This is a genomic window from Jeongeupia wiesaeckerbachi (genome assembly GCF_050916355.1).
Lineage (GTDB): Bacteria > Pseudomonadota > Gammaproteobacteria > Burkholderiales > Chitinibacteraceae > Jeongeupia > Jeongeupia wiesaeckerbachi.
The window spans coordinates 211,747-238,340 of record NZ_CP136946.1 but is presented as its reverse complement, the minus strand read 5'-3'; the positions used below and the strand labels follow the sequence as shown (position 1 = coordinate 238,340).

Annotated in this window: 21 protein-coding genes; 15 read left to right on the top strand and 6 right to left on the bottom strand. The window is 66.1% G+C overall.

The features are described 5' to 3' along the window. The first annotated feature begins 239 nt into the window (after positions 1-239). From R0382_RS01120 to R0382_RS01095, 6 genes are all read left to right on the top strand, one after another. A complete protein-coding gene (locus R0382_RS01120) occupies positions 240-3,332 on the top strand; it encodes an MdtB/MuxB family multidrug efflux RND transporter permease subunit (RefSeq protein WP_432721710.1) in 3,093 nt (1,030 codons plus the stop codon). Then, a complete protein-coding gene (locus tag R0382_RS01115) occupies positions 3,329-6,421 on the top strand; it encodes a multidrug efflux RND transporter permease subunit (RefSeq protein ID WP_432721709.1) in 3,093 nt (1,030 codons plus the stop codon). Before R0382_RS01120 ends, R0382_RS01115 begins: the two co-directional genes overlap by 4 nt. A 3-nt stretch (positions 6,422-6,424) precedes the next feature. Continuing rightward, on the top strand, positions 6,425-7,870 hold the full coding sequence (locus tag R0382_RS01110) for an efflux transporter outer membrane subunit (RefSeq protein ID WP_432721708.1): 1,446 nt from the start codon (positions 6,425-6,427) through the stop codon (positions 7,868-7,870). A 79-nt stretch (positions 7,871-7,949) separates the two neighbouring features. Further along, positions 7,950-9,116, top strand: a complete 1,167-nt coding sequence (gene macA, locus R0382_RS01105; protein WP_432721707.1) for a macrolide transporter subunit MacA — start codon at positions 7,950-7,952, stop codon at positions 9,114-9,116. After that, positions 9,113-11,080: a macrolide ABC transporter ATP-binding protein/permease MacB gene (macB, locus tag R0382_RS01100; RefSeq protein ID WP_432721706.1), complete on the top strand. Its 1,968-nt coding sequence runs from the start codon at positions 9,113-9,115 to the stop codon at positions 11,078-11,080. Before macA ends, macB begins: the two co-directional genes overlap by 4 nt. 16 nt (positions 11,081-11,096) lie before the next feature. Continuing rightward, complete coding sequence (locus tag R0382_RS01095; RefSeq protein WP_432721705.1) at positions 11,097-12,476, top strand: efflux transporter outer membrane subunit; 1,380 nt, start codon at positions 11,097-11,099, stop codon at positions 12,474-12,476. Positions 12,477-12,669: 193 nt separating this feature from the next. Here the strand turns inward: R0382_RS01095 and R0382_RS01090 are convergent, their stop codons facing one another. Beyond that, positions 12,670-13,668 carry a zinc-dependent alcohol dehydrogenase family protein gene (locus R0382_RS01090; protein ID WP_432721704.1) on the bottom strand — a complete coding sequence of 333 codons (999 nt, stop codon included), beginning with the start codon at positions 13,666-13,668 and terminating at the stop codon, positions 12,670-12,672. Between the two features lie 108 nt (positions 13,669-13,776). Between R0382_RS01090 and R0382_RS01085 the strand changes: the two genes are divergently transcribed. After that, a complete protein-coding gene (locus R0382_RS01085) occupies positions 13,777-14,733 on the top strand; it encodes a LysR substrate-binding domain-containing protein (protein WP_432721703.1) in 957 nt (318 codons plus the stop codon). Here the strand turns inward: R0382_RS01085 and R0382_RS01080 are convergent. Further along, complete coding sequence (locus R0382_RS01080; protein ID WP_432721702.1) at positions 14,721-15,893, bottom strand: serine hydrolase domain-containing protein; 1,173 nt, start codon at positions 15,891-15,893, stop codon at positions 14,721-14,723. The genes R0382_RS01085 and R0382_RS01080 overlap by 13 nt on opposite strands. A gap of 87 nt (positions 15,894-15,980) precedes the next feature. Between R0382_RS01080 and R0382_RS01075 the strand changes: the two genes are divergently transcribed. The 4 genes from R0382_RS01075 to R0382_RS01060 all read left to right on the top strand — a co-directional run bounded on the left by R0382_RS01075 (position 15,981) and on the right by R0382_RS01060 (position 19,494). Continuing rightward, positions 15,981-16,319, top strand: coding sequence for a hypothetical protein (locus R0382_RS01075; RefSeq protein WP_432721701.1), 339 nt, complete (start codon positions 15,981-15,983; stop codon positions 16,317-16,319). A 200-nt stretch (positions 16,320-16,519) separates the two neighbouring features. Next, positions 16,520-17,761 carry a GDSL-type esterase/lipase family protein gene (locus R0382_RS01070; protein WP_432721700.1) on the top strand — a complete coding sequence of 414 codons (1,242 nt, stop codon included), beginning with the start codon at positions 16,520-16,522 and terminating at the stop codon, positions 17,759-17,761. Positions 17,762-17,931: 170 nt separating this feature from the next. Beyond that, positions 17,932-18,927 (top strand): hypothetical protein, encoded by a 996-nt coding sequence (locus R0382_RS01065; RefSeq protein ID WP_432721699.1) that lies wholly within the window; start codon positions 17,932-17,934, stop codon positions 18,925-18,927. A 27-nt stretch (positions 18,928-18,954) separates the two neighbouring features. Beyond that, positions 18,955-19,494: a DUF1697 domain-containing protein gene (locus R0382_RS01060; protein WP_432721698.1), complete on the top strand. Its 540-nt coding sequence runs from the start codon at positions 18,955-18,957 to the stop codon at positions 19,492-19,494. 10 nt (positions 19,495-19,504) lie between these two features. Here R0382_RS01060 and R0382_RS01055 read toward each other — a convergent pair whose 3' ends face one another. Then, a complete protein-coding gene (locus tag R0382_RS01055) occupies positions 19,505-20,398 on the bottom strand; it encodes a LysR substrate-binding domain-containing protein (protein WP_432721697.1) in 894 nt (297 codons plus the stop codon). A 121-nt stretch (positions 20,399-20,519) separates the two neighbouring features. Here R0382_RS01055 and bla point away from each other — a divergent pair, with 121 nt between their 5' ends. Further along, the gene (bla, locus tag R0382_RS01050; protein WP_432721696.1) at positions 20,520-21,422 is read left to right on the top strand and encodes a class A beta-lactamase; all 903 of its coding nucleotides are present in this window, start codon (positions 20,520-20,522) and stop codon (positions 21,420-21,422) included. A gap of 106 nt (positions 21,423-21,528) precedes the next feature. On the opposite strand, the gene R0382_RS01045 is transcribed toward bla, so the two are convergent. The 3 genes from R0382_RS01045 to R0382_RS01035 form a co-directional block, all read right to left on the bottom strand. Then, positions 21,529-22,116, bottom strand: a complete 588-nt coding sequence (locus tag R0382_RS01045; RefSeq protein ID WP_432721695.1) for a DNA-3-methyladenine glycosylase I — start codon at positions 22,114-22,116, stop codon at positions 21,529-21,531. Next, entirely contained in the window at positions 22,091-23,704 is a 1,614-nt protein-coding gene (locus R0382_RS01040) for a methyl-accepting chemotaxis protein (protein ID WP_432721694.1), read from the bottom strand. The genes R0382_RS01045 and R0382_RS01040 overlap by 26 nt, the downstream gene beginning before the upstream one ends. An 80-nt stretch (positions 23,705-23,784) precedes the next feature. After that, complete coding sequence (locus R0382_RS01035) at positions 23,785-24,402, bottom strand: LysE/ArgO family amino acid transporter (protein ID WP_432721693.1); 618 nt, start codon at positions 24,400-24,402, stop codon at positions 23,785-23,787. Positions 24,403-24,544: 142 nt separating this feature from the next. Here R0382_RS01035 and R0382_RS01030 point away from each other — a divergent pair, with 142 nt between their 5' ends. From R0382_RS01030 to R0382_RS01020, 3 genes are all read left to right on the top strand, one after another. Next, positions 24,545-25,282 carry a TonB family protein gene (locus tag R0382_RS01030; RefSeq protein ID WP_432721692.1) on the top strand — a complete coding sequence of 246 codons (738 nt, stop codon included), beginning with the start codon at positions 24,545-24,547 and terminating at the stop codon, positions 25,280-25,282. Between the two features lie 365 nt (positions 25,283-25,647). Further along, entirely contained in the window at positions 25,648-25,890 is a 243-nt protein-coding gene (locus R0382_RS01025; RefSeq protein ID WP_432721691.1) for an FmdB family zinc ribbon protein, read from the top strand. A 13-nt stretch (positions 25,891-25,903) separates the two neighbouring features. Then, entirely contained in the window at positions 25,904-26,584 is a 681-nt protein-coding gene (locus R0382_RS01020) for a DUF502 domain-containing protein (protein ID WP_432721690.1), read from the top strand. Positions 26,585-26,594 lie beyond the last annotated feature (10 nt).

The window sequence follows — 26,594 nt, the reverse complement described above, 5'->3', positions numbered from 1 at the left end:
TATTTGCAGTTGCAATCCGCGACGGGGACTCACTTTCTTTGCGTCGCCAAAGAAAGTGAGCAGGCGACCCCTCGCCTGCGTCCCTCCGGGCTGCCCACGGTCGGTCGTGAGCCAAACAATGACGCCGTTTGTCTCTCTCCACTCTCTCGGCGATGGGCGAAAGGGGGATACGCTCCAGCGCAACGAGCGCGGCACAGCATTGACGGCGCCTGTATCTCCAGACATGCGGGAGCAGTGGCATGAATCCGTCCCGTCTGTTCATCCTCCGCCCGGTCGCCACCTCGCTGTTGATGGTCGCGATCCTGCTCGCCGGCCTTGTCGCCTACCGGGTGCTGCCGATTTCGGCCTTGCCCGAGGTCGATTACCCGACGATCCAGGTCGTCACGCTGTATCCGGGCGCCAGCCCCGATGTGACCACGTCGTCGATCACCGCGCCGCTCGAACGCCAGTTCGGCCAGATGCCGGGGTTGAAGCAGATGAGCTCGCAAAGCTCGGGCGGTGCTTCGGTCATCACGCTGCAGTTCGGCCTCGAACTCGGGCTCGACGTCGCCGAGCAGGAAGTACAGGCGGCGATCAACGCGGCGAGCAATCTGCTGCCGGACGATCTGCCGAATCCGCCGGTCTACAACAAGGTCAACCCGGCCGATGTGCCGGTGCTGACGCTGGCGGTGATGTCGAAGTCGATGCCGCTGACCCGGGTGCAGGACCTGATCGATACCCGCGTTGCCGCGAAGATTTCGCAACTGCCCGGCGTCGGCCTCGTCAGCGTCTCGGGCGGCATGCGCCCGGCGGTGCGGGTGCAGGCGAACCCGCGCGCGATTGCCGCGCTGGGGCTCGATCTCGACACCATCAGTACCGCGATCGGCAACGCCAACGTCAACGGCGCCAAGGGCAATTTCGACGGCCCGAACAAGGCTTCGACGATCTCGGCCAACGACCAGCTGCAATCGCCGCAGGCTTACCGCGATCTGGTGATCGCCTACAAGAATGGCGCGGCAATCCGGCTGGGCGACGTCGCCGACGTCGTCGACGGCGCCGAGAACGACAAGCTCGCCGCGTGGGCCGACGACAGGGCCGCGCTGGTGATCAATGTGCAGCGCCAGCCGGGCGCCAACGTGATCCAGACCGTCGACCGGATCAAGAGCCTGCTGCCGCAGTTGCAGGCGGCGCTGCCCGGCGCGCTCGAGGTCAAGATCCTCACCGACCGGACGACGACGATCCGCGCCTCGGTCAAGGACGTGCAGCACGAGCTGCTGCTGGCGATTTTCCTCGTCGTCGCGGTGATCTTCGTTTTTCTGCGCAATGTGTCGGCGACGCTGATTCCGGGCATTGCCGTGCCGCTGTCGCTGATCGGCACCTTCGCCGTGATGCATATGGCCGGTTTCTCGATCAACAACCTCAGCCTGATGGCGCTGACGATCGCGACCGGCTTCGTCGTCGACGATGCGATCGTGATGATCGAGAACATCGCCCGCTACATCGAGCAGGGCGATCCGCCGCTTGAGGCCGCGCTCAAGGGCGCAGGCGAGATCGGCTTCACCATCATCTCGCTGACGGTATCGCTGATTGCGGTGCTGATTCCGCTCTTGTTCATGGGCGACGTCGTCGGCCGGCTGTTCCGCGAGTTCGCGATCACGCTGGCGGTGTCGATCGTGATTTCGATGGTTGTCTCGCTGACGCTGACGCCGATGATGTGCGCGAAGTTGCTCAAACACGTGCCCGAGGAAAAGCAGGGCCGTTTCTATCACGCGGCAGGCGCGTTCTTTGACCGGATGATTGCCTACTACGGCAAGAAGCTGACATGGGTGCTTGAGCACCAGACCGCAACGCTGTGGGTGGCGGTCGGTACGCTGGTGCTCACCGGCCTGCTGTATGTGTGGATTCCGAAGGGCTTCTTCCCGCAGCAGGATACCGGCGTGATCCAGGGCATTACCGAGGCGCCGCAGTCGGTGTCGTTCGCGGCGATGGCCGAGCGCCAGCAGGCGCTGGCGAAGATCGTGCTCGAAGACCCGGACGTCGAAAGCCTGTCGTCGTTCATCGGCGTCGACGGCACCAATGCGACGCTGAACAGCGGCCGGATGCAGATCAATCTGAAGCCGCTCGAACAGCGTGACGACCGCGCACCGGCGATCATCGCCCGGCTGCAGCAGCGGCTCGCCGACGTCGAAGGCATCCGGCTCTTCATGCAGCCGGTGCAGGATCTGACGATCGAAGACCGCGTCAGCCGCACTCAGTACCAGTTCACGCTCGAAGCGTCCGACCCGGCTTTGCTGTCGGAGTGGACGCGCAAGCTCGTCGACCGGCTGAACCGCGAACCGTCGCTGGCCGACGTCACCAGCGATCTGCAGGACCGCGGCCTCGTCACCTATGTCGATATCGACCGCGATGCCGCGGCGCGGCTCGGCGTGACGGTGCAACAGATCGATGGCGCGCTGTACAACGCCTACGGCCAGCGGCTGGTGTCGACGATCTTCACCCAGGCCAACCAGTACCGCGTGGTGCTTGAAGCCGAGCCCGAGATGCAGCGCGGACCGCGCTCGCTGAACGATCTGTACCTGACGTCGAACAGCGGCACGCAGGTGCCGCTTTCCAGCATCGCGCAGGTGTCCGAGCGCTACGGCTCGCTGGTGATCAACCATCTGGGCCAGTTCCCGGCGGTGACGATCTCGTTCAACCTCGCGCCGGGTGCGGCGCTTGGCCATGCGGTCGAGGCGATCAAGGCGGCCGAGGCCGAGATCGGCGTGCCGCTCGCGGTGCAGACGCAATTCCAGGGCGCGGCGCTGGCGTTCCAGGCGGCGCTCGACAACCAGCTGTGGCTGATTCTGGCGGCGATCGTGACGATGTACATCGTCCTCGGCGTCCTGTACGAGAGCTATATCCACCCGGTGACCATCCTCTCGACCTTGCCGTCGGCCGGCGTCGGCGCCCTGCTGGCGCTGATGTTCACCGGTAACGATCTGTCGGTGATCGCGATCATCGGCATCGTGCTCTTGATCGGCATCGTCAAGAAGAACGCGATCATGATGATCGACTTCGCACTCGACGCCGAGCGCGAACAAGGGCTGGCGCCGCGCGAGGCGATCTATCAGGCCGCCTTGCTGCGCTTCCGGCCGATTCTGATGACGACGATGGCGGCACTGCTTGGTGCGCTGCCGCTGATGCTCGGCAACGGCGTCGGCGCCGAGCTGCGTCACCCGCTCGGTGTGGCGATGGTCGGCGGGCTGATCTTCAGCCAGGTGCTGACGCTGTTCACGACGCCGGTGATCTATCTGGCGTTCGACCGGCTGGCGCGGCGCGTCAAGGCGGGCCGTGCGGCGGCGGCGGACGCATGAACCTCTCGAAACTCTTCATCAACCGGCCGGTGGCGACGACGCTGCTGATGCTCGGCATCGTCCTTGCCGGGATGATCGGCTTCAAGCTGCTGGCGGTCGCGCCGCTGCCGCAGGTCGATTATCCGACGATCTCGGTCTCGGCCAACCTGCCCGGCGCCAGCCCGGAAACGATGGCGGCGACGGTGGCGACGCCGCTCGAACGCGCCTTCGGCCGGATTGCCGGCATTTCCGAGATGACGTCGTCGAGCTCGCTCGGCAGCACCCGCGTGACCTTGCAGTTCGACCTCGATCGCGACATCGACGGCGCCGCGCGCGATGTGCAGGCGGCGATCAATGCCGCCAAGGCGCTGTTGCCGACCAGCCTGCCGAGCAACCCGAGCTATCGCAAGGTCAACCCGTCCGACTCGCCGATCATGATCATGGCGCTGACGTCGCAGACGCTGAGTCAGGGGCAGATGTACGACTTCGCCTCGTCGGTGATCGCGCAGAAGCTGCTGCAGATCAGCGGCGTCGGCGACGTCAACGTCGGCGGCAGCTCGCTGCCGGCGGTGCGGGTCGAACTGAACCCGAACGCGCTGGCGCACCAGGGCGTGTCGCTCGACGCGGTGCGGCAGGCGATCAACCAGGCCAACGTCAACCGGCCCAAGGGCGCGGTCGAGGACGGCGCTCGGCGCTGGCAGATCCAGGCCAACGATCAGGCCAAGAAGGCGGCCGACTACATGCCGCTGATCGTCCATTATCAGAACGGCGCCGGCGTGCGGCTGTCCGATGTGGCCAATGTCCGCGACGCGGTCGAAAACAGCCGCAACGCCGGCTCGGCCAACGGCAAGCCGTCGGTGCTCCTGATCATCACCCGTGCGCCGGGCGCCAACATCATCGATACCGTCGACCGGATTCGCGCCGAGCTGCCGATGCTGCGCGCATCCTTGCCCGGCGCGGTCGATCTGACCGTGCAGATGGATAGATCGCCGACGATCCGCGCCTCGCTGGCCGAGGTCGAGCGCACGCTGCTGATCGCCGTCGCGCTGGTCATCCTCGTCGTCTACCTGTTCATCGGCAATGCCCGCGCCACGCTGATCCCTTGCGTCGTCGTGCCGGTATCGCTGATCGGCAGCTTCGCGGCGATGTATCTGCTCGGTTTCAGCCTCAACAATCTGTCATTGATGGCGCTGATCATCGCCACCGGTTTCGTCGTCGACGATGCGATCGTCGTGCTCGAAAACGTCGCCCGGCATATCGAGGACGGCATGGCGCCGTTTCCGGCCGCGTTGCAGGGCGCACGCGAGGTCGGCTTCACCGTGCTGTCGATGAGCATCTCGCTGGTCGCGGTGTTCATTCCGCTCTTGCTGATGGGCGGCCTGCCGGGACGGCTGTTTCAGGAATTCGCGGTGACGCTGTCGGTGGCGATCCTGATTTCGATGGTCGTCTCGCTGTCGATGACACCGATGATGTGCGCCAGGCTGTTGCGGGCCGACGATCATCAGCGTCGCCCCAACTGGCTGATCCGCGGTTTTGGCGCCGTGTTCGCGCGCATGCAAAGTGCGTACGCGAGTTCGCTGTCGTGGGCGCTCAGGCACTCGCTGCTGACGGTGCTGGTGCTGATCGTCACGGTGATTTTCAATGTCCATCTGTACAAGACGATTCCGAAGGGCTTCTTCCCCGAGCAGGACATCGGCCGCGTGTCGGGCTTCATCCAGGCCGACCAGAGCATCTCGTTCCAGTCGATGAAGCTGAAGATGCAGCAGTTCATCGACATCGTCCGCGCCGATCCGGCGGTCGATACCGTCACCGCCTTCACCGGCGGCCGTGGCGGCACCAACAGCGGCTCGATGTTCATCTCGCTCAAGCCGCGCGCCGAGCGCGAGCCGGCGCAGGAGATCATCGCCCGGCTGCGCGGCAAGCTGTCGCACGTGCCGGGCGCACGGCTGTTCATGGTGCCGCAGCAGGACATCCGCATCGGTGGCCGTCAGGGCAATGCCTCGTACCAGTTCACGCTGCAGGGCGACGATCTGCCGACGCTGCGTACCTGGGAGCCGAAAATTCGTGAATCGCTGTCGAATATGTCCATCCTCACCGACGTCAACACCGACCAGCAGGACCGCGGTGTCGAAACCGCGCTCGAAGTCGACCGCGACGCCGCGTCCCGTCTCGGGCTGACGGCCAAGGACATCGACAATGTGCTGAACAATGCCTTCGGCCAGCGGCAGATCGCCAACATCTATTCGACGCTGAACCAGTACCACGTGGTGATGGAGGTCGCGCCGCAGTACGCGCAAAGCCCGGAGGCGCTGCACAAGCTCTTCGTCATCGGCCCGAACGGCGCGCAGGTGCCGCTGTCGAGCTTCGCGCGCTGGGCGCCGTCGTTCACGCCGCTGGCGGTCAACCATCAGGGCCAGTTTGCCGCGACGACGATCTCGTTCAACCTCGCGCCGGGCGTGTCGCTGTCGCAGGCAACCGAGGCGATCAATACCGAGATGGCGCGGCTTGGCGTGCCGACCAGCGTGCAGGGCAGCTTTGCCGGTACCGCCAAGGCCTTCCAGTCGTCGGTGAGCAACCAGCCCCTGCTGATCCTCGCGGCGATCATCGCCGTCTATATCGTGCTCGGCATCCTGTACGAGAGCCTGATCCATCCGCTGACCATCCTGTCGACGCTGCCGTCGGCCGGCATCGGCGCGCTCTTGGCGCTGATGGCGTTCAAGACCGATTTCAGCCTGATCGCACTTGTCGGCGTGCTGCTTCTGATCGGCATCGTCAAAAAGAACGCCATCATGATGATCGACTTCGCGCTCGATGCCGAACGCAACGAGGGGCTGAGTTCGCGCGATGCGATCTACAAGGCCTGTCTGCTGCGTTTCCGCCCGATCATGATGACGACGATGGCCGCGCTGTTCGGCGCGCTGCCGCTGATGCTCGGCCATGGCGACGGTGCCGAGCTGCGCCAGCCGCTCGGCATCGCCATCGTCGGCGGCCTGGTGATGAGCCAGCTGCTCACCCTTTACACGACTCCGGTCGTCTACCTTTACCTCGATCGCTTGCGCCTGTGGGGCAGCCGCCAATGGGCGGCGCTGTACCGGCGCAAGGAGGCCTGATCCATGTTCCGTTTCCGCGTACTTCCCCTGATCCTTGCCGTTGCGCTGACCGGCTGCGCCGTCGGCCCCGACTACCAGCGCCCCGACTCCGCGGCGACGGCGTCCGGCCCGGCCGCGGCCGATGCCTTCCGCGAAGTGCCCGAAGGCTGGAAGGTCGCCAGCCCGGCCGATCACGTGCCGCGTGGCGCGTGGTGGACGATCTACAACGACCCGCTGTTGAACGAACTGGCCGCGCAGGTCGATGTATCGAACCAGAACGTCGCCGCCGCCGTGGCGCGTTACCGGCAGGCGCGCGCGAGCGCGCAGGAAGCGAGGGCGGCGTTTTTCCCGACGCTCGGTTTGGGTTATTCGGCTGGCCGCAACGGTTCGATCGACAAGAACACCAAGGCATCGCAAATTCAGAACAGCCAGAACCTGTCGCTCGATGCGAGCTGGGAGCCGGACATCTGGGGTGGCATCCGCCGGCAGGTCGAATCGTCCGACGCCGATACGCAGGCCAGCGCCGCCGACCTTGCCGCGGCACGGCTGTCGGCGCAGGCCGAGCTGGTGCAGAACTATCTGCAGCTGCGGATCACCGACGCGCAAAAGCGTCTCGCCGACGACACCGTCGCGGCGTATGCCAAGTCGTTGACGCTGACGCAGAACAAGTATGCCGCCGGCATCGTCACCCGCGCCGATGTCGCGCAGGCGCAAAGCCAGTTGAAGAGCGCCGAGGCACAGGCGATCGATCTCGTGCTCTCGCGCCGGCAGCTCGAACACGCGATCGCCATCCTGATCGGCAAGGCGCCGGCACAGTTCTCGCTGGCGGCCGATCCCGCATGGCAACCGGTGCTGCCGATGATCCCGACCGGTGTGCCGTCGCAGTTGCTCGAACGCCGTCCGGATGTCGCCAGCGCCGAGCGCGCTGTGGCCTCAAGCAACGCGCAGGTCGGCGTTGCCAAGGCGGCGTTCTTTCCGTCGCTGGTGCTGAGCGCGACCGGCGGCTTGCAGAGCGCCAGCCTGTCGGACTGGTTCAACGCGCCGGGCCGCGTCTGGGCGCTGGGGGCGACGGTGGCCGAAACCCTCTTCGACGCCGGTGCGCGTTCGGCGCGCAGCGATCAGGCCGTCGCCGCATACGACGCATCGGTCGCGACGTACCGGCAGACCGTGCTGGGCAGCCTGCAGGAGGTCGAGGACAATCTGGCCGCGATCGATCTGCTGGCGAAGGAAGTCGATGCGCAGAACGACGCGGTCACCGCGGCACGCGAGGCCGAACGGCTGGCGTTGAACCAATACACGGCCGGCACGGTCGATTATCTCAACGTCGCCAGCACCCAGGCCACGCGCTATGGCAACGAGAAAACCGCGCTGCAGCTCGTCGGCCGGCAACTGTCGGCCAGCGTGCTGCTCGTCAAGGCGATCGGTGGCGGCTGGGATGGTGACGTGACGCCGCAGGTCGCCAACAAGTAATTACAAATGGCGCGAAGGTTGCAACGACCTTGCGCCTAGACTGCGGCGGTTTTCCTGTCTACCTGCCGGACCGCCCCGCATGAAAAAACGCCCGCTGCGCTGGCTGATCGCCATTGCGCTTCTCGCCCTGATCGCCTGGCCGATCGGCCACTTCCTGTTTCCGCCGGCCAAGCCGCACTACCTGACCGCGCCGGTCGCGCGGATGGATCTGGAGGAAGCCGTGCTGGCCAGTGGCACGCTCAAGCCGGTCAAGCAGGTCAGCGTCGGCGCGCAGGTCAACGGTCAGCTCAAGTCGCTCAAGGTCAAGCTCGGCGACCGCGTGAGCAAGGGCCAGTTGCTCGCCGAGATCGATCCGGTCTTGCAGCAGAACGAGCTGAGGAAAGCCGAAGCCGGCCTTGCCCGGGCCGAGGCCGAGCAGCGCGCCAAGGCCGCCCAGCTGGTGCAGTACGAGCTGGCGCTGAAGCGGCAGAAGACGATGCTGGTCAGCGACGCGAGTTCGCGCGCCGACCTTGAAACCGCGCAGGCGCAGCTCGATTCGACCCGTGCCGAACTCGCCGCGCTGGGCGCGCAGATCCGCCAGGCGACGGTCGACGTCGATACCGCCCGGGCCAACCTCGGCTACACGCGCATCGTCGCGCCGATGGACGGCGAGATCATTTCGGTCGTCACCCAGGAAGGCCAGACCGTCGTGTCGGCACAGAGCGCGCCGACGATCCTGATCATGGCCAATCTCGACACGATGACGGTCAAGGCGCAGGTGTCCGAGGCCGATGTCGTTCGCGTCAAACCGGGACAGCAGGTCTACTTCACCATTCTGGGCGCACCGGGCAAGCGCTTTTACAGCACCTTGGGCGCGATCGAACCGGCGCCCGAGTCGATCGGTACCGACAGTGGCACCGGCACCTCGAGCACGACGACGACCGCGGTCTACTACAACGGCCTGTTCGACGTGCCGAATCCGAATCACGTGCTGAAGACGTCGATGACCGCGCAGGTGGTGATCGTCCAGGGCGGTGCCAGGCAGGTGCTGGCGCTGCCGGTCGCCGCGTTCGGCAAGCAGGGTAAGGACGGCCGCTATGCGGTGCGGGTGCTCGAAAACGACCAGCCGCAGGACAGGGAGGTGCGCATCGGCCTCAACGACAACGTCAACGCCCAGGTGCTCGAGGGCCTCAAGGAAGGCGACAAGGTCATCGTCGGCGATCCGGCGCAACTGCCGGCCGACAAGCCGAACGAGATGCTGCTGTGACGGTGCATGCGCAACCGCTACTGGCGCTGAGCGGGCTTGAGCGGCGCTTCCCGGCCGGTGACGACGAAGTCACCGTGCTCCGCGACATCAACCTGACGATCAACGCCGGCGAAATGGTCGCCATCGTCGGCCAGTCCGGCTCGGGCAAGTCGACGCTGATGAATATCCTCGGCTGTCTCGACAAGCCCTCCGCCGGCAGTTACCGGATCGCCGGGCGCGAAACGCGCGAACTCGGCGGCGACGATCTGGCGACGCTGCGGCGCGAGCATTTTGGCTTCATCTTTCAGCGCTATCACCTGCTGCCGCATCTGAGCGCCGAGGAAAACGTCGAGATTCCGGCGGTCTACGCCAGCACCGACAAGGGCTTCCGGCGGGAACGCGCGCGGGCGCTGCTGAGCCGGCTCGGCCTCGCCGACCGCTGCGGCCACCGGCCGGGCCAGCTCTCGGGCGGCCAGCAGCAGCGCGTCAGCATCGCCCGCGCCTTGATGAACGGCGGCGATGTGATCCTCGCCGACGAGCCGACCGGTGCGCTCGACAGCCATAGCGGTGCCGAGGTGATGGCGATCCTGCGCGAACTGCACCAGCGCGGCCACACGGTGATCATCGTCACCCACGACATGCAGGTCGCCAACAATGCCGGACGCATCATCGAGATCCGCGACGGCGAGATCATCGCCGACCGCGCCAATCCGCAGGCCGGCGACGCAGCGCCGGTGAAGCTCGAAAAGCCGGCGCGTCACATCGCCCGCAACCTGCTGCACGCGAACTGGGGACGCTTCGGCGAGGCGTTCAAGATGGCGTGGATCGCGATGGCGTCGCACCGGATGCGCACGCTGCTGACGATGCTCGGCATCATCATCGGCATCACCTCGGTGGTGTCGGTCGTTGCGCTCGGCCAGGGCGCCAGGCAGAAGGTCGTCGACGACATCAGCACGATCGGCACCAATACCATCGACGTCTATCCCGGCAAGGACTGGGGCGACGACAAGGCGGCGAGCATCCGCACGCTGCTGCCCGGCGACGTGCGCGCGCTGGCGTCGCAGTTCTATGTCGACAGCGTGACGCCCGAGGTGTCGTCGACGCAGCTGCTGCGCTACAGCAACATCAAGGCGAACGCGCTGGTCGCCGGCGTCGGCGAGCAGTATTTCCGCGTCCGCGGGATGACGATGGCGCACGGTGCGGCCTTCGGTGAAGCCGAGGTGATCCGGCAGGCGCAGGTCGTCGTCATCGACGACAAGACGCGCAAGAAGCTGTTTCCGCACGACGAGAATCCGGTCGGCGAGGTGATCCTGCTCGGCGGGCTGCCGAGCCGCATCATCGCCGTCGCGGCAAAGAAGGAAAGCCCGTACGGCAACGACTCGAACCTCAACGTCTGGGTGCCGTATACGACGGCGCAGGGGCGGCTGATGGGCCAGCGCCATTTCGGCAGCATCACCGTGCGAGTACGCGACGGCATGCCGAACGATCTGGCCGAGCAGAGCGTGACGCGGCTGCTGACACAGCGCCACGGCAGCAAGGATTTCTTTACCTTCTCCAGCGACAGCGTGCTCAAGACGGTCGAAAAAACCACGGCGACGCTGACCTTGCTGGTGTCGGCGATCGCGGTGATCGCCCTCGTCGTCGGCGGTATCGGCGTGATGAACATCATGCTGGTGTCGGTGACCGAACGGACTCGCGAAATCGGCATCCGCATGGCCGTCGGCGCGCGGCAAGGCGACATCATGCAGCAGTTCCTGATCGAGGCCGTGCTGGTGTGCCTGATCGGCGGACTGATCGGCGTGGCGCTGTCGTACGGCATCGGCGCGCTGTTTGCGCTGCTTGTCTCGGCGATGACGATGAAGTTTTCGCTGATGTCGATTGTCGCCGCCTGCGTGTGCTCGACCTTGATCGGCGTGGTTTTCGGCTTCCTGCCGGCGCGCAATGCGGCAAGGCTGGATCCGATCGAAGCACTGGCACGGGAATAACGGGATGAATGCAACGATGAAACGGATCCGGCCCGCGATGCTCGCGCTGGCGCTTGCACTGACCGGCTGCGGCAGCCTGCTCAAGACCGATTACCAGCGGCCCGACCTCGATCTACCCGCGGCGTGGCAGGGGCAGGGCGGCGTTGCCGCCGCGACCGGCGAACGCTGGTGGCGCGCCTTCGGCGATCCGCAGCTCGACGCGCTGATCGAAGGCGCGCTGGCGAGCAACAACGATCTGGCCGCCGCCGCGATCCGTGTCCAGCGCGCGCGCTTGCAGGCCGGGCTTGTCGACACCAATCTGACGCCCGAGGTGGTTGTCGGTGCGACCGGCAGCGCAAAGAAGGACGTCAAACACGGCGGGCCGTCGGCGCGCGGCTACAACAGCAGCGTCGATCTGAGCTATGAAGTCGACCTGTGGGGCCGACTGGCACGCGCCCGCGATGCGGCGACGTGGGAGGCCGAGGCGACCGAACTCGACCGGCAGAGTGCGGCGCTGACGCTGGTCGGCGCCACGGCGCAACTGTACTGGCAGATCGCCGAACTGAACCAGCGCATCGTCAACGCCGACGCCAGCCTCGCCGATACGCAGCGCGCGCTCGACCTCGTGACCGTGCAGCACCGTGCCGGTGCGGTTGGCGGGCTCGACGAAACGCAGGCGGCGCTCAATGTCGCCAGCCAGCAGGCCGAGCGGACCGAGTTGCTGCGCCAGCGCGTCGCGGCGCGCAATGCGCTGGCCATCCTGTTCGATCAGGCACCGCAACAGCGGATGTCCGAGCTGGCCCATCTGCCACAGACGCCGTTGCCAGCCGTTGCCACCGGCGTGCCCGCCGAGCTGCTGTCGCGTCGTCCCGATGTGGCGGCGGCCGAATGGCGGCTGAAGCGCAATCTGGCCAATGTCGATGCGACGCGTGCCGATTTCTATCCGAAGCTGACGTTGACCGGCTCGCTTGGCAGCGCCGACCCGAAGCTCACCGACCTCTTGAGCAATCCGGTCGGCACGCTCGGCGCCGGGCTGCTGCTGCCCTTCGTCCAGTGGAACACGATGCAGCTGAAGGTCGATATTTCGAAGACCGAGTACGACGAGGCCGTCGTCCTGTTCCGCCAGACCCTGTACAAGGCGCTGGCCGACGTCGAGGACACGCTGCAGGCGGGCCGGCAGCTGGCGGCGCGTGGCGTGGCACTGCAGCGCGCCTACACGCTGTCGCTGAAGGCGGAAAGCATTGCCGAGGCGCGTTACCGGGCCGGCCAGACCGGCGTGAAGGACTGGCTCGACCAGCAGCGTGCGCGGCGCACCGCCGAGGACACGCTGGCGCAGAACCGGCGCGATCGGCTCGACAACCGGATGAAGCTCTACCAGGCGCTCGGCGGCAGCGACGCGGCACGCGCCCCCGGCTGATTCACCCGTTGCCCGAACTGTGACCGACTGAAGCGCGAATTGAGCTGCGAGAAACTGTCCCAGTAGGCGAGCGAGCCAAAGCAGTTTGCCGCCGCCCGAAGCGCAGCAACCGGAATGGACATGTAGTCCATGAGGATGGTGAGCACCGGACGGCGACAAAATGCACAGGCGCAGCCGCCTAATGGGATCGTTTTTAGTGATCGAGCCGGACGACGACCTTGCCGAAGGCGCCGCGCTCGACATGGGCCAAGGCGGCCGGCAGGTCTTCGATGCCGTAGACGGTGTCGATGACCGGCTTGATCTGGTTGGCATCGATCGCGCGGACGAGGTCTTCGAGCGCGCGGCGGTGGCCGACGCCGATGCCCTGGATCGTCAGCCGCTGCTTCAGGAAGGGGATGACCGAGCCGCTGAACTGCGGCCCGCCCAGCAGGCCGATCACCGACGCCCGGCCGCCTTGCGCCAGCGTATCGAGTGCCTCGCCGAGGTCGCTGCCGCCAAGCGCGATCAGCTGATCGACGCCGCGCCCGCCGGTGGCGTCGAGCACGCGCTGCGTCCAGCCTTCACCGCGCAGTACGCCGTGCTGCACGCCCAGTTCGCGAACCCGGTCGAGCTTGGCCGCGCTGCCCGACGTGGCGATCACCGTGGCGCCGTGCGCCAGCGCGATCTGTGCACCGAACAGCGCAACGCCGCCGGTCCCCTGAACCAGCACGGTCTGGCCGGCGCGCAGCCCGCCTTCCTCGACCAGTGCATACCATGCGGTCAGCGCCGCGCACGTCAGCGTGCTGGCCTCCCGATCGGACAGCGTCTGCGGTGCGATGACCAGCTGGTCCTGCGGCAGCACGACGTACTGCGCTAGCGTGCCTGGCGCAGGGCCGCCGAGGGCGACACCGGGCACCGTCGGCGCCTTGCCGTCGATCCAGTGGGTCCAGAAGGTGCTGATCACGCGCTGGCCGGCCTGCACCCGGGTCACGCCGTCGCCGATGGCGATCACGCTGCCGGCCATGTCCGAGCCCGGCACCTGCGGGAACGATAGCGGATAGCCCATGCCGGTCTCGATCACCAGCTTGTCGCGATAGTTGAGCGAAACCGCGGCAACCCTGACCAGCACCTCGCCGGGGCCGGGTTGCGGGATGTCGCGCTCGACCAGCGCCAGTTGATCGATGCCCGTACCGTTCATTTGCCATTGCTTCATTTGCTTTCTCCTGCGCCACCTTGGCGATGACTGAAGCATATTGGCGATGACCGATCTGCAGTTGCGGCATATATTCACCTTATTGGCGACTATATGGAATCAATGGCGATGGCGGGATTCGATCGACTGACCGGCGTAGCGGCTTTCGTCTGCGCGGTCGAGGCCGGCAGTTTCAGCGCGGCTGCGCAGCGGATGAATCTGTCGCGCTCGGCCGTCGGCAAGAGCATTGCGCGGCTCGAGGCACGCATCGGCGTGCGACTGTTCCAGCGCACCACGCGCAGCCAGAGCCTGACCGACGACGGCCAGCTGTTTTACGAGCGCTGCCTCGCGGCGCTCGGCGAACTCGAGGCCGCCGAAGATGAACTCGAACAGGGCCGGCGCGAGCCGGCGGGAAGATTGCGGATCACGCTGCCGGCGCTGTTCGGCCGCCGTTGCGTCGCGCCGGTGCTGCTCGAACTGGCGCAGCGTTACCCGAAGCTCGAACTCGAAGTCGCATTCAGCGACCGCGTCAGCGACCTGATCGAGGAGGGCTACGATCTGGCGATCCGCAGCGGCGCGCTGCCCGACAGTGCGGCGCTGGTCGGCCGCTACCTCGGCGTACAGCACATGATCGTCTGCGCTGCGCCGTCGTATCTGGCGGCACGCGGTACGCCGCGTACGCTGGCGGATCTCGCCGGGCACGACGGCATCGTTTATGGTCGCGACATTCGCAGCGCGCAGTGGCGCTTTGTCGACGTGGCAGGTGGTGAATTGATCGGGGCGATCCGGCCATGCTTGTGCTTCGACGACATCGAGGCAATGGCCGGGGCGGCGATCGCCGGCATCGGACTGACCAGGCTGCCGTACTGGCTCGCCGCCGAACACCTGCAAGCCGGCACGCTGGTGCATGTGCTGCCCGAAACGAGGTCATCGCCGTTTCCGGTGCACGTCGTCTGGGCTGCGTCGCGCTACCTGCCGTACAAGGTGAGGCTGGTGATCGACGCGTTGCTGGCGCGGCTGCCGCCGCTGCTGACCGCGCCCGGCTCGCCGTCGCCGGCCGTGCTGCTGACCGCTCAGACGCCGTAGACGGCGTCGCGGACGTCGATGCCGAAACGGCCGGTCAAGCCTTCGACCGCGGTATTGGTCAGTGCGATGACGGTGAGTTTTTCGACCGGATCGACAAACCAGCCGTGGCCATAGGCACCGCCCCATTGCCACGTTCCGGCCGATTGCGGCGTGGCCGCGGCTGCCGGATCGAGCAGCACCGAGCCGCCATAGCCGAAGCCCCAGCCCGGGCCACGCGTATCGATGAGGAGGTCGCCGGTCTGGTTGTTGCGCAAGGCTTGCGACATCGCCGGTGAAATGACGCTGCGATCGGTGCGGATGCTTTCCAGAAAGCGCAGGAAATCGTCGGCGCCGCCGACCATGCCGCCGCCACCGGAAGGGAACGACGCCGGATCGAAGACCCGGTCGGGCGCAAAGGAAATCCCGGCCAGTGCGGGCTCGATGAAGGGCACGACGGTGCGCGCCTCCATGCGTACCGGCGGCGAGCCGGCCGGAACGCCATCGGCGTACGGCGTGGCCAGCCGCTGGCGGTCGCGCACGCCGAATGCGGTGTCGGCCATGGCCAATGGGCCGGTGACCAGCGTGGCGATGGTATCGGGTAGCGTTTGCCCAGTGACGCGGGCGATCACCGCGCCCAGCACATCGGTGCCGACCGAGTAGCGCCAGCCGGCTCCGGGTTCGAACAGCAGCGGCACGCTGGCGATGCGTTGCAGCTGTTCGGCCATGCTGCGGCCCGGCATATCCAGCCCGTCCGAAATGCCGGCAAGGTGGTAGGGGCCGTCGGCGGCCTCGAAAAAGCCGTAGCTGAAGCCGGCGGTATGCGTCAGCAGATGGTGGACGCTCACCGTTGCCGGTGCGCCATTCGGCAGGCGCGGGACGAATTCGGGCAACACCTCGGCCAGCGGTGCATGAAGCGACAGCCGGCCCCGTTCGACCAGCGCCAGCGCCGCAGCCGAGACGATGGGCTTGGTCAGCGATGCCAGCCGGAACAGCGCATCCTCGCGCATCGGCAGCCCATGTTCGCGATCGGCAAGACCGGCCGCACGCCGATAGACCGGTTCGCCGTCACGGGCGACGACGACGACGGTGCCGACGAGGCGCGACTCGGCCAGCGCGCGGTCGATCACCGCGTCGAGGCGGGCATTCAGGGTGCCCAAGACGGGCGGGGCATGGCGGTCCATCGGGGTGTCCTTTGATTGAAGCGTGATCACGGCGTAGACCGGGCTGGATGATGTTGTCGTCAGGATTTATAGAGTGGCCGATACGAAATGGACACCCTGGCCAAACCTGTGCGGCAGGCCGATCAAGGGGCGTGCCGCGCTGATCCGGGCGATCGGCACACGCTGGCGAGCAGCTTGCATCGGGCGCTGCTTGACCGCAAGGCGGTAGGCGCAGGCGTGCATTCCGGCAACGCTTCGATCGCTCGGTTTATGCCGGCGAACCGCCACTGGGCACCGATACCGGCGCGCTGCTACGGCAGCAGTGCTGCGACGTATCGGTGCAGGCGCGACGATGCGGTCGCCGCCGAACTGGCTGTCCTGGCCGATGCGCCGATATCGCTTTTCCCTCGGGCGTGCTGTTTTTGTCGCGCTTGCATCTTTGTTTGACGTCGATAGTTTTTAACTATAGATTTTCCTTGTGGATGGAAAGGCAGGGTTTCCGTCCTGTGATGAAATCCGCGATTTTCGCGGATTTCTGCCCATTTTTCATGCGATTGGTATTGCCTATTAGTTGTAAGCAATCGGTTTTTTGTTTTTGATTTTTATCATCGCTATTGATGGGCGTCAAAACAACGAGGAGACAAGTAATGAAGCTGATGTTGTGCGTGATGGCGGGGCTGATTGCCTCCAGCGCGGCCGCCTGGGCCGAGTCGGCTTGCGAAGCCGCATGGGACAAGAGCAAGACCTACACCGGTGGCCAGCGCGTCAGCCATCAGGCGAGCCGCTACGAGGCGCGCTGGTGGACGCAGGGCGAGAATCCGTCGAAGGCGGGACAATGGGACGTCTGGAAATCGCTCGGTGCCTGCCCGGCCGAAACGCTGCCTTTGCAAGCGCAGGTCAACGTCGGCGGGCGCATCCAGGTCGATTCGGCGAATCATCTGTCGTACAGCTGGCCGGGTGTCTACTTCGAAGGCCGCTTCCGCGGCACCGGCGTCGGCATTGTTTTCGATGATCCGAATGGCCAGTACAACGTCGAGATCGACGGGCAGACCAAGGCCAAGGTCGTCAAGCCGGGCAAGACGACGTACTGGATCAACGGCCTGGCCGATGCCGAACATACGCTGCGACTGTCGTCGCGCGCCGAGCTGACCGGTACGCCGGGCGGCTTTGGTGGGCTGGTCGCGGCGCCGGGCGGGCAGGTGCTCGCGGCGCCAGCGGCGCCGACCCGGCAGATCGAATTCATCGGCGACTCGTACACCGCCGGCCTCGGCGCCGAGTCGGGCAAGCGCGAATGCAGCAACGACGAGATCGCCACGTTCTCGAATGCCGATGCGTCGTTCGGCGCGCTGACCGCGCGGCACTACGGCGCGGCCTACCAGCTCAACGGTTACTCGGGGCTGGGCATGGTGCGCAACTACGGCGGCAATATTCCGAACGTCAACTACCGGACTTACTACGATCGGGCGCTGACCGGCGTCGATGGCAATGTCTGGACCAATCCGGGCAACTGGAAACCGCAGGTCGTCGTGGTCGGGCTCGGCATCAACGACTTCTCGACTTCGGTCGGCGCCGGAGAATCGTTTACGCCGGAGACGCTGCGCACCGCGTACAAGTCGGCCTATCGCGGCTTCATCGACAAGCTGCGTGGCCAGTACGGCGATGTGCACGTGATCGTCAGTGCGACCTATCTGTGGCCGGACAACAAGCTGCAGGAAGTGGCGCAGGAGATCGTTGCCGAGGCCAAGACCGCCGGAGACCAGAAGATCAGCTACTTCTACTACGACGGCCTCGACAGCCTGGGTTGCGGCTGGCATCCGTCGGTGCGCGATCATCAGGCGATTTCGACCAAGCTGGTGTCGGTGATCGACGGACTGGGCCTCTGGCGCTGATTTTTTGCTGTGCATCGTCCTCTCATTGGGCGGGTCATCGACCCGCCTTTTTTTATGCATTCTTGTATCTTCCGTACGGCCGGATTGAGCAGACGGGCGCACGTCCCGACCCGGTGACGCCGATCGGCGTCGTCCCTATAGTGGCCGTTTCTCCAGACCGGAATGCCGCCATGTCTTTCGTCGCCGAATCCGCCGCGTGGTATTTGCAACCCGGGCGGCAGCTTGCCGAAATCGACCGCTTGCTGGCGCGGCCCGATGCGCCGCCGTTGCAGGCGGCAAGGCTGATCGAACGGGGGCGCTGCCTCGAGGCGCTATGGCAGCCGCAATCGGCATTGAATGCCTACACCGAAGCCGACGGCCTGCTCGGTACCAGCGACACCGCCCTGCGTTGCCGCACGCGCCTCGGCGCGGCGGCCATCCACTACGCGCACGCCGATTACGCCGCCGCGCTGCAGGCATGGCAGCAGGCCTTGCCGCTGGCGGCCGATGATGCGCTGGCGAAAAGCGAAGCGCTGCTTGGGCTTGGCCGCATCTGCCAGGCACTCGGCGGGGCCGAACCGGCCTTGCATTACAAGGCCGCAGCATTGCGTGCCGCCGGTGCCGCCGGTGCCGCCGGTGACAGCCGCGTGCAGGCGATGATCGCGCTCAACGTCGTCGCCAGCCTCAACGCGCTGGGCCGCTACGACGAGATGGCGGTGACGCTCGCCGAGGCCGCGCCGCAGATCGCCGCCACGCCCGGTCGGCCGTTCGAGGCCGAATGGCAGGTCTACGCCAGCATCGTCGCGCAGGCGAACAACCGGCTGCGCGACGCCGGCCGCTGCCTCGACATCGCGCTGGCGCTGGCCGATGGCGCCAACAACCACTGGGTGCGGGCGTTTGCATTGCTGCAGCAGGGCCAGTTGCGCACGCGCCTGCATGACGGCCGTGGCGCGCTCGATGCGCTGCATGCCGCGCGCGAGATCGGCGAACCCATGGGCATCGCCCATACGCTGATGGACATTCACGGCCAACTGGCGAAAGTGAACGAGGCGCAGGGCAATCTCGGCGACGCGCTTGAACACTGCAAGCTGCACCACCAGTACTACCGCTGGACGCACGACGGGCTGAACCGCGACGCGCTCGCGCTGTTGACGGCAACGCCTGCGGGCGAGCGGCTGGCGCATTGAGCAGCGGCGAGGCGGGTGGGTGGGGGGATGGATTACGCCGTGTTCTTCCGCAACCTCAACCTGGGGCGGCCGAACTGCCCGAATCGCGCGCAGTTCGAAGCGGCGTTTCTCGACGCCGGCGCGACGGGCGCTGCGTCCTTTCTCGTCAACGGCACGCTGGCATTCTCGGTCGCGCCAGGTGAGGCTGCGGAAGCCGTGCTGTCCCGCGCCTGCAGCCTGCTCGCCGAGCGCTGCGGCCTGAAGGAGCCGGCCTTCCTGCGCGAAATGGGTGCGCTTGCGGCCCTCGTTGCGCAGGATCCCTTCGACGGCGTCGATCAGGGCGCCGTCTACGGCTGCTATGCAACCTTCCTGCATCGCGATGTGGCCGTTGTCGACGGCACCGTGTTGCGAAGCGCGAAGGGCGACGTCGATGTGCTCCGGCTTAGCGCTACCGAAGCGCTGAGTGTCGCCTACCAGTTCGGCGCCAGCCCGGGCAGCCCGAACGCCTTGCTGGAAAAGCGGCTCGGCCTGCCGGCAACGACGCGGGTGTGGAATACCGTCGTCCGTCTCGTCGCAAAGCACTGCTAGCTTGTCGTTGTCAGATGCCGGCGGGGAGTTCGCCGGCTTCGGCGCTGGCCTCGCCGGTAATCCAGTCGCGGAACAGCTGCATCGCCGGCGACATCGGGCGCGACTTCAATCCCGTCAACCAGTACGTGCCGGTGTGAACCTCGGCAGCGAAAGGGCGGACGAGCAGGCCGGCCTGCAGTTCGCGCGCGAACATCCGCGGCGGCGCCAGTGCGACGCCGGCACCCTGCATCGCCGCCTCGACCATCAGCCGGGACGAATCGAAGACCGGGCCGGTCGCCGGCCACGGTGCCAGTCCCGCCGCGACAAACCAGTCGGGCCATTCGTCGGTGCGGTAGGAGCGCAGTAGCGTTTCACGGGCCAGATCGGCCAGCATGCCCAGTCGCCGGGCAATGGCCGGCGTGCACAGCACGGTCAGCGGCGCATCGAGCAGCCGCGTTGCGTGCGTGCCGGGCCAGACGCCATCGCCGAAACGGATCGCAAAATCGAGTCCCTCGGCGGCGAGGTCGACCAGATTGTTGTTGGTCAGCAGCCGCAGCTCGATGAAGGGGTGGGCTTCGCCAAAGCGCTTGAGCCGCGGCATCAGCCAGCCGACGGCAAAGGTGCCGACGACACCGACCGTCAGGACTTCGTGGAAATGGCCACCGTCGAACTGCTTGAGCACCTGTTCGATCCGGCCGAATGCGTCGCTGAGCACCGGCAGCAGCGCGCGGCCTTCGTCGGTCAACCCGAGTCCGCGCGGCAGCCGCTTGAACAAGGCGCAGCCGAGCCGCTCTTCGAGCGCCCGTACCTGCTGGCTGACCGCGGCCTGCGTGACGTTCAGCTCCTGCGCCGCACGGGTGAAGTTCAGTTGCCGGGCCGACGACTCGAAAGCGCGCAGCGCGTTCAGTGGCAGGTAGGGGCGCATCGTATTCCGCTAAAAGATTTTCTTTGGTCTTGACGCAATTATTCTCGTTTGTCCGCCATCGGCAAAGCGTCGATAGTTCGTTCATCGCCAATCCAGTCCATCATTCAACGAGGTCGAACCGATGCTTGATTCTCCCGGACGCCGCCGGCTGTTGCTGGCTGCTGCTAGCCTGCCTTTTGCCTTGGCGCTCCAGTCCCGCGCCGCAGAGACGGCACGCGTTGCTGCGGAGGGCAAGACCGATGCCGATTTCGCCGCGCTCGAGCGTCGTTACGGCGGCCGGCTCGGCGTGTGTGCGCTCGACACCGGCAGCGGGGTACGGCTCGGCTATCGGATGAACGAGCGCTTCGCCTTCTGCAGCACCTTCAAGGCGATGCTGGCCGGCGCCATCCTCGCGCGCAGCGTCGGCGATGCGGGCTTGTTGCAGCGGCGCGTCCGCTACACGCAGGCCGATCTCGTCAGCTATTCACCGATCAGCGGCCGGCATATTGCCGACGGCATGACGGTGGCCGAGCTGTGCGCTGCGGCGATCCAGTACAGCGACAACACGGCCGCCAATCTGCTGATCAGGCAGCTCGGCGCGCCGGCCGACGTGACCGCGTTTGCACGCAGCATCGGCGACGACGCATTCCGGCTCGACCGTTGGGAAACCGAACTCAATACCGCGTTGCCCGGCGACTTGCGCGACACGACGACGCCGGCGGCGATGGCGCGCAGCCTGCAGGCGCTCGCGCTTGGCAACGTACTGCCGGCGCCGCAACGCACCCAGCTGCAGGACTGGCTGCGCGGCAATACCACCGGTGCGAAACGGATCCGCGCCGGTGTGCCGGCCGGCTGGCAGGTCGGCGACAAGACCGGCTCCGGTGACTACGGCACGACCAACGACATCGCCGTGCTCTGGCCGCCGGGGCGCGCGCCGCTGGTGCTCGCTGTCTATTTCACCCAGCCCAGGGCCGATGCGAAATGGCCTGATGCGGTGATCGCCGATGCGGCGGGGATTGCGGTGACGGCGCTGAGCTCAGGCTGATCGTCCCGTCCGGGGCCAGCCGGAGGGCGCAGCAGCTCGGCCGTCCACCGGCATCCGCACCCTTGTGGCGTCTGGTCGTGCGCCTACCCGCGCCGATGACGGCGGCTTAGCGTGCTGCCTTGCAGCAGCCCTGAACGTGGTCGTCGACCAGGCCGCAGGCCTGCATGAAGGCGTAGCACGTCGTGCTGCCGACGAAGCGGAAGCCGAGTTTCTTCAGCCGCTTCGAGAGCAGCTCCGATTCGGCGGTACTGGCCGGCACATCGGCCAGCGACGCCGGTGCATTGATCCGGGGCGAGCCGCCGACGATGTCCCAGACAAGGCGATCGAGCGTGTCGCCCTGCGCATGCAGCGCCAGCAGCGCCCGGGCATTGCCGACGATGGCTTCGATCTTGCCGCGGTGGCGGATGATGCCCGGGTCGAGCACCAGCCGGTCGATATCGTCAGGCGTAAACGCCGCGATTGCCGCGGTGTCGAAATTGCAAAAAGCGCGGCGGTAGCCGTCGCGCTTTTTCAGTACCGTCAGCCACGAGAGTCCGGCCTGCATGCCCTCGAGGCAGAGCATCTCGAACAGCGTGCGCTCGTCATGGCAGGGTACGCCCCATTCAAGGTCGTGGTAGGCGACGTAGAGCGCGTCGTCTGACAGCCAGCCGCAGCGCGGCCGGCCATCGTCACAGACGATAACGTTCGACTTCACGATTCATCTCGCCTGCGAGCCGGTCGAGTTCGCGCGCCGAGTTGGCTGTTTGCATCGCGGCGCTGCTGCTGGCTTCGGACATCTGTGCGATGCGTTCGACCAGCTGGGCAATGTTGTTGCTGGCGGCGCTCTGTTCGCGGATCGCGCCGCTGATGTCGGCGACGTGTTCGACCACGGCGGTCGAGCCGCTGCGGATCGCGCCGATTGCCGCACCGGCTTCGCGCGCCTGCGAGACCGCGCCTTCGACTTCGGTGACGACATCGCGCATCCGCTCGACCGCGGCCAGCGCGCCTTGCTGGATCGCGGCGACGGTGCCCGAGATCTCCTGTGTCGATACCGCGGTGCGCTCGGCCAGCTTGCGCACTTCGTCGGCGACGACGGCAAAGCCGCGGCCGGTTTCACCGGCGCGTGCCGCCTCGATCGCGGCGTTCAGCGCCAGCAGGTTGGTCTGATCGGCGATGTCCTTGATTACGCTGACGACGGCGTTGATGTCGGCGCTCTTTTCCTTCAGCGCATCGATCTGGCCGGCGGCTTCGCGCACGCTGCCCGAGATGGCGTCGATACGGGTGACGCTGGTGTCGATCACCTGCGCGCCGGTACTGGCCTGGCGGCCGGATTCACGCGAGATCTGGTCGGCTTCGGACGCGCGATCGGCGATGTGGGTGATGCTGACGGTGACTTCCTCGACCGTCGCCGCCATGCTCGTCGCCGCCTCGCTGGTATTGCCGGCATTCTGCGACATGCTGCCGGCGGCCCGGGCGACTTCGCCGGTGGCACCGCCGATCGTGCGGATGTGGTCCGACATGTCCTTCAGACTCTGGCGGGTGCGTTCGAGCAGGCGGTTGAACGCGGTGACGGTCTGGGCGATCTCGTCGTTGCCGCGTACCGGCACGCGCCGGGTGAAATCGAGGCTGGCTTCGATCTCGCTCACGGTTTGCTGCATCGCCAGCAATGGCTGGCGGATCGAACGGTAGAGCAGGGTGCCGAACACTGCGAGGGCAATCGCCGCGAGTGCAATGGCACCGCCGATCACGCTGCGGGCATTGGCCTCGCTAGCGAGAATGGCTTCCTGCTGCAGCTTGGCCTCGTGCGCATTGTGTTCGTGCAGCGCGACCAGGGTCTTCTCGGTCGCGATCGCCGCATCGCGCCCCTGATGCGCGATCTGGGTCTGCGCACCGGCGATATCGCCGGCCTTGGCCTTGGCGATGATCTCGTTGTAGATCGAATGGAACGACTGCAGGCTCGACTTGAATTCTGCGAAGCGCTGCTGGTCTTCACCGTCGGTATGGACTTTTTCGTAGTCGCGATTGATCTGTTCGATCGCGGCACGGCGCTGGCCGATTTCGTCGGCCAGCTTGGCGCGGGCGTCGGGGTTTTGTTCGACGACGTACTGGGCGACGAGGATCTGCTCGATCTTGTAGTTGTTATTGATGTCGTTGCCTTTGTTCAGGCCGTCGAACGCATCGTCGACGAGCAGGGCGACACTGGTTTCGACCTGCTTGAACATGACGTTGCCGGCGATGCCGACGACAACAAGCGCGGCAATGGCGGCGACGATCAGGGCGATCAGCCGGTGTCCGATATTCATGGCTTTTTCCTTGGAAGGTGTTCGACGGCGTGCTGCGTTCCCTTATCGGCAGAAATGCGCCGAAATTGAGACAAATCTGTTTAAAGCACCGAGCGGACGAGCGACAGGGCGATGGCGAACATCATCAGTGCGATCAGCAGGTCAAGGATGCGCCAGGCGCGCGGATCGCGGAACCATGGCGTGAGCCGTGTTGCGGCAAAGGTCAGGCTGAAGAACCAGATGAAGGAAAAACCGGCGGCGCCGAGCAGAAACCATGGCCGCGCCTCGGCCGGTTGCTGCGCGCCGATGCCGCCGACCAGCACGACGGTGTCGAGCAGCGCGTGCGGATTCAGGAAGGAAAATCCCAGCGTCGCGATGAACACCGCGCGTGGCGTGGCGATGCCGCGCGCGACATCGGGGGCCAGCGTGGTCGGGCGCAGGGCCTTCCGCAAGGCGCCGAGCCCGTACCAGAATACGAAGGCGGCGCCTGCCAGCGCCATCCAGTGCTGCAGGCCCGGCGCCGCCTTGAGCAAAGTGCCCATGCCGGCAATGCCGGCGCTCATCATCACCAGGTCCCAGAGACCGCAGCAGAACGCCGTCAGAAACAGTTGCTGCCGGGCAATGCCCTGACGCAGGACGAAGGCATTCTGCGCACCGATTGCCATGATCAGGCTGGCCGAAAGCATCAGCCCGTTCAGGGTGGCGGAAAGCGGGGACATGGCGAAGATCCGGGTGGCAAACGGGGAACCCTAGCGCCGAGTTGCGATCGGCGCAAATTGCGGACTTCCCTGTCTGGATCCGCGCGGCGAGGGGGGCGGGTTGCCCTTGAAAATGAAACCTTTTCTCACTTATTATGCGCGAATGGTTCTCAATAACGATTTCAGATGGCGCGTCAGTCCCGTACTGATCGGCGTGACCGGTGTGCACCTTCTGGCGATCTATCTGGTTGTCAGCACTTTCGTTGCGACGACCCCGCCGCAGATCATCCAGCCCTCGCTGATGTTCGCGACGCTCAGCGAGGCGGCACCCGCGGTGAAACCACAGGCCGCGCCGGCGCCGCGGCCCGAGCCGCAGCCGGCCAAACCCAAGACCGAGCCGGTCAAGCCGCAGGCAAAGCCAGCGCCCCAACCCGTACCCAAGCCGGCCGCCAAGACCACGACCAGCGAAAAGGCCCTGCACGACAGTCGCCCAGCCGAGCCTGAACCTGCCGCCGCACCCGTCGCGGCGGCGCCCGCGCCGGCTGCCCCGGCTGCCCCGGCAGCGCCCGCTGCGCCGACCGGCGCCGAAAAAACCGCCGCTGCGCCAGTGACCGAGTCCGCACCGTCGTTCCATGCCAGCTATCTGGCCAATCCGCGTCCGGCGTATCCGCCGCAGTCGCGCGCGCTGGGCGAGGAGGGCGCGGTGACGCTACGGGTGAAAGTCGGCGAAAACGGCTTGCCGATCGCGGTTGAGGTCGCCAAGTCGAGCGGCTTCCCGCGGCTGGATGAAGTCGCGAAGAACACCGTCAAGAACCGCTGGAAATTCGTGCCGGCCAAGAAGGGCAGCGACACCGTTGTCGGCACGGTACTGGTGCCGATCGAGTTCAAGCTCAACGGCTAGGCTGTTTCCGCAGCGTCCAATCCGCACCGCACCGCCCGCAAGGCCGGGGCTTTGTTCCGCCTGGCCTGTAGCGACCGGGCGCAGCGACCGGGCGCAGCGACCATCAAGGCGGCGGCAGGCCGGCAAGGCGGGCAACGATCTCCAGCGGCGACCGTGCCTGTGCATTTGTCCCACCCGCTGCTCGGCACCCTCACGGGTCTTATGGCCATCCGGGTTTATGCGCTTGTGGCAGCCAATGCGTTGGCTCGCCCGCCTGCCGCAGTAGGCTCCAAACGCTTGATGTCGCAGGCTTCATCCCCCATCGTCGCCCTTCAGCTCCGCAGCGCTTGCGGTATACTCTCCGGTTTGTTTGCGGAGGGCAGAACATGCCGATTTATGCTTACCGCTGCTCGTCCTGCGGACACGACGGCGAACACATGCAAAAAATGGCCGATGCGCCGCTCGTTGAATGCCCGAGCTGCCACGACCAGACGTACACGAAGCAGGTAACCGCCGCGGGCTTCCAGCTCAAGGGCTCGGGTTACTACGCGACCGATTTCAAGAACAGTGGCGGCTCGGCGCCGTCGGGCGGTGCTTGCGGTTCAGGCAATTGCGGACACGCCCACTGATGCGGACCCCTTGATGGCCAGCTTGAAGAAATACCTGCTGACCGGCCTCCTGATCTGGGTGCCGCTCGCGATCACGCTCTGGGTGCTGAACCTGATCATCGGCACGATGGATCAGATCGGCGCGCTGCTGCCGACGCCGATGCGCCCCGATTACTGGCTGCTGCAGCGGCTGGCCAACGATCTGCCATGGTTTGCCGACAAACAGGCGATTCCCGGTTTCGGCGTGGTGCTGACCGCCGTGGTGCTCCTGGTCACCGGTCTGGTTGCCCACAACATCATCGGCCGGCAACTGTTGCTGCTGGGCGAGTGGGTGCTCAACCGGATTCCCATCGTCCGTTCGATCTATTCGAGCGTGAAGCAGGTGTCGGACACGCTGTTTTCGGACTCCGGCCAGGCGTTCCGCACGGCGGTGCTGGTGCAGTTTCCGCACCAGGGCACCTGGGCGGTCGGCTTTGTCACCAGCCAGGTCGGTGGCGAAATCGCCGACAAGCTCGGCCAGGAAATGATTTCGGTGTTCGTGCCGACGACGCCGAACCCGACCTCGGGCTTTTTGTTCATGGCCCGCAAAGCAGATGTGCACGAACTGGAAATGAGCGTCGACGAGGCGCTCAAATACGTGATTTCCCTCGGTGTAGTGTCTCCGGCCGGCAAGCCGGTCACCTTGCCGGTGGCCGCGAATCAGCCCGCGGCCTGACTCAAATACA

Coding starts and splice junctions, on each gene's coding strand:
- R0382_RS01120 (WP_432721710.1), top strand. CDS start 240: ATGAATCCGTCCCGTCTGTTCATCCTCCGCCCGGTCGCCACCTCGCTG.
- R0382_RS01115 (WP_432721709.1), top strand. CDS start 3,329: ATGAACCTCTCGAAACTCTTCATCAACCGGCCGGTGGCGACGACGCTG.
- R0382_RS01110 (WP_432721708.1), top strand. CDS start 6,425: ATGTTCCGTTTCCGCGTACTTCCCCTGATCCTTGCCGTTGCGCTGACC.
- macA (WP_432721707.1), top strand. CDS start 7,950: ATGAAAAAACGCCCGCTGCGCTGGCTGATCGCCATTGCGCTTCTCGCC.
- R0382_RS01095 (WP_432721705.1), top strand. CDS start 11,097: ATGAAACGGATCCGGCCCGCGATGCTCGCGCTGGCGCTTGCACTGACC.
- R0382_RS01090 (WP_432721704.1), bottom strand. CDS start 13,668: ATGAAGCAATGGCAAATGAACGGTACGGGCATCGATCAACTGGCGCTG.
- R0382_RS01085 (WP_432721703.1), top strand. CDS start 13,777: ATGGCGGGATTCGATCGACTGACCGGCGTAGCGGCTTTCGTCTGCGCG.
- R0382_RS01080 (WP_432721702.1), bottom strand. CDS start 15,893: ATGGACCGCCATGCCCCGCCCGTCTTGGGCACCCTGAATGCCCGCCTC.
- R0382_RS01075 (WP_432721701.1), top strand. CDS start 15,981: ATGGACACCCTGGCCAAACCTGTGCGGCAGGCCGATCAAGGGGCGTGC.
- R0382_RS01070 (WP_432721700.1), top strand. CDS start 16,520: ATGAAGCTGATGTTGTGCGTGATGGCGGGGCTGATTGCCTCCAGCGCG.
- R0382_RS01065 (WP_432721699.1), top strand. CDS start 17,932: ATGTCTTTCGTCGCCGAATCCGCCGCGTGGTATTTGCAACCCGGGCGG.
- R0382_RS01060 (WP_432721698.1), top strand. CDS start 18,955: ATGGATTACGCCGTGTTCTTCCGCAACCTCAACCTGGGGCGGCCGAAC.
- R0382_RS01055 (WP_432721697.1), bottom strand. CDS start 20,398: ATGCGCCCCTACCTGCCACTGAACGCGCTGCGCGCTTTCGAGTCGTCG.
- bla (WP_432721696.1), top strand. CDS start 20,520: ATGCTTGATTCTCCCGGACGCCGCCGGCTGTTGCTGGCTGCTGCTAGC.
- R0382_RS01040 (WP_432721694.1), bottom strand. CDS start 23,704: ATGAATATCGGACACCGGCTGATCGCCCTGATCGTCGCCGCCATTGCC.
- R0382_RS01035 (WP_432721693.1), bottom strand. CDS start 24,402: ATGTCCCCGCTTTCCGCCACCCTGAACGGGCTGATGCTTTCGGCCAGC.
- R0382_RS01030 (WP_432721692.1), top strand. CDS start 24,545: ATGGTTCTCAATAACGATTTCAGATGGCGCGTCAGTCCCGTACTGATC.
- R0382_RS01025 (WP_432721691.1), top strand. CDS start 25,648: ATGCCGATTTATGCTTACCGCTGCTCGTCCTGCGGACACGACGGCGAA.
- R0382_RS01020 (WP_432721690.1), top strand. CDS start 25,904: ATGGCCAGCTTGAAGAAATACCTGCTGACCGGCCTCCTGATCTGGGTG.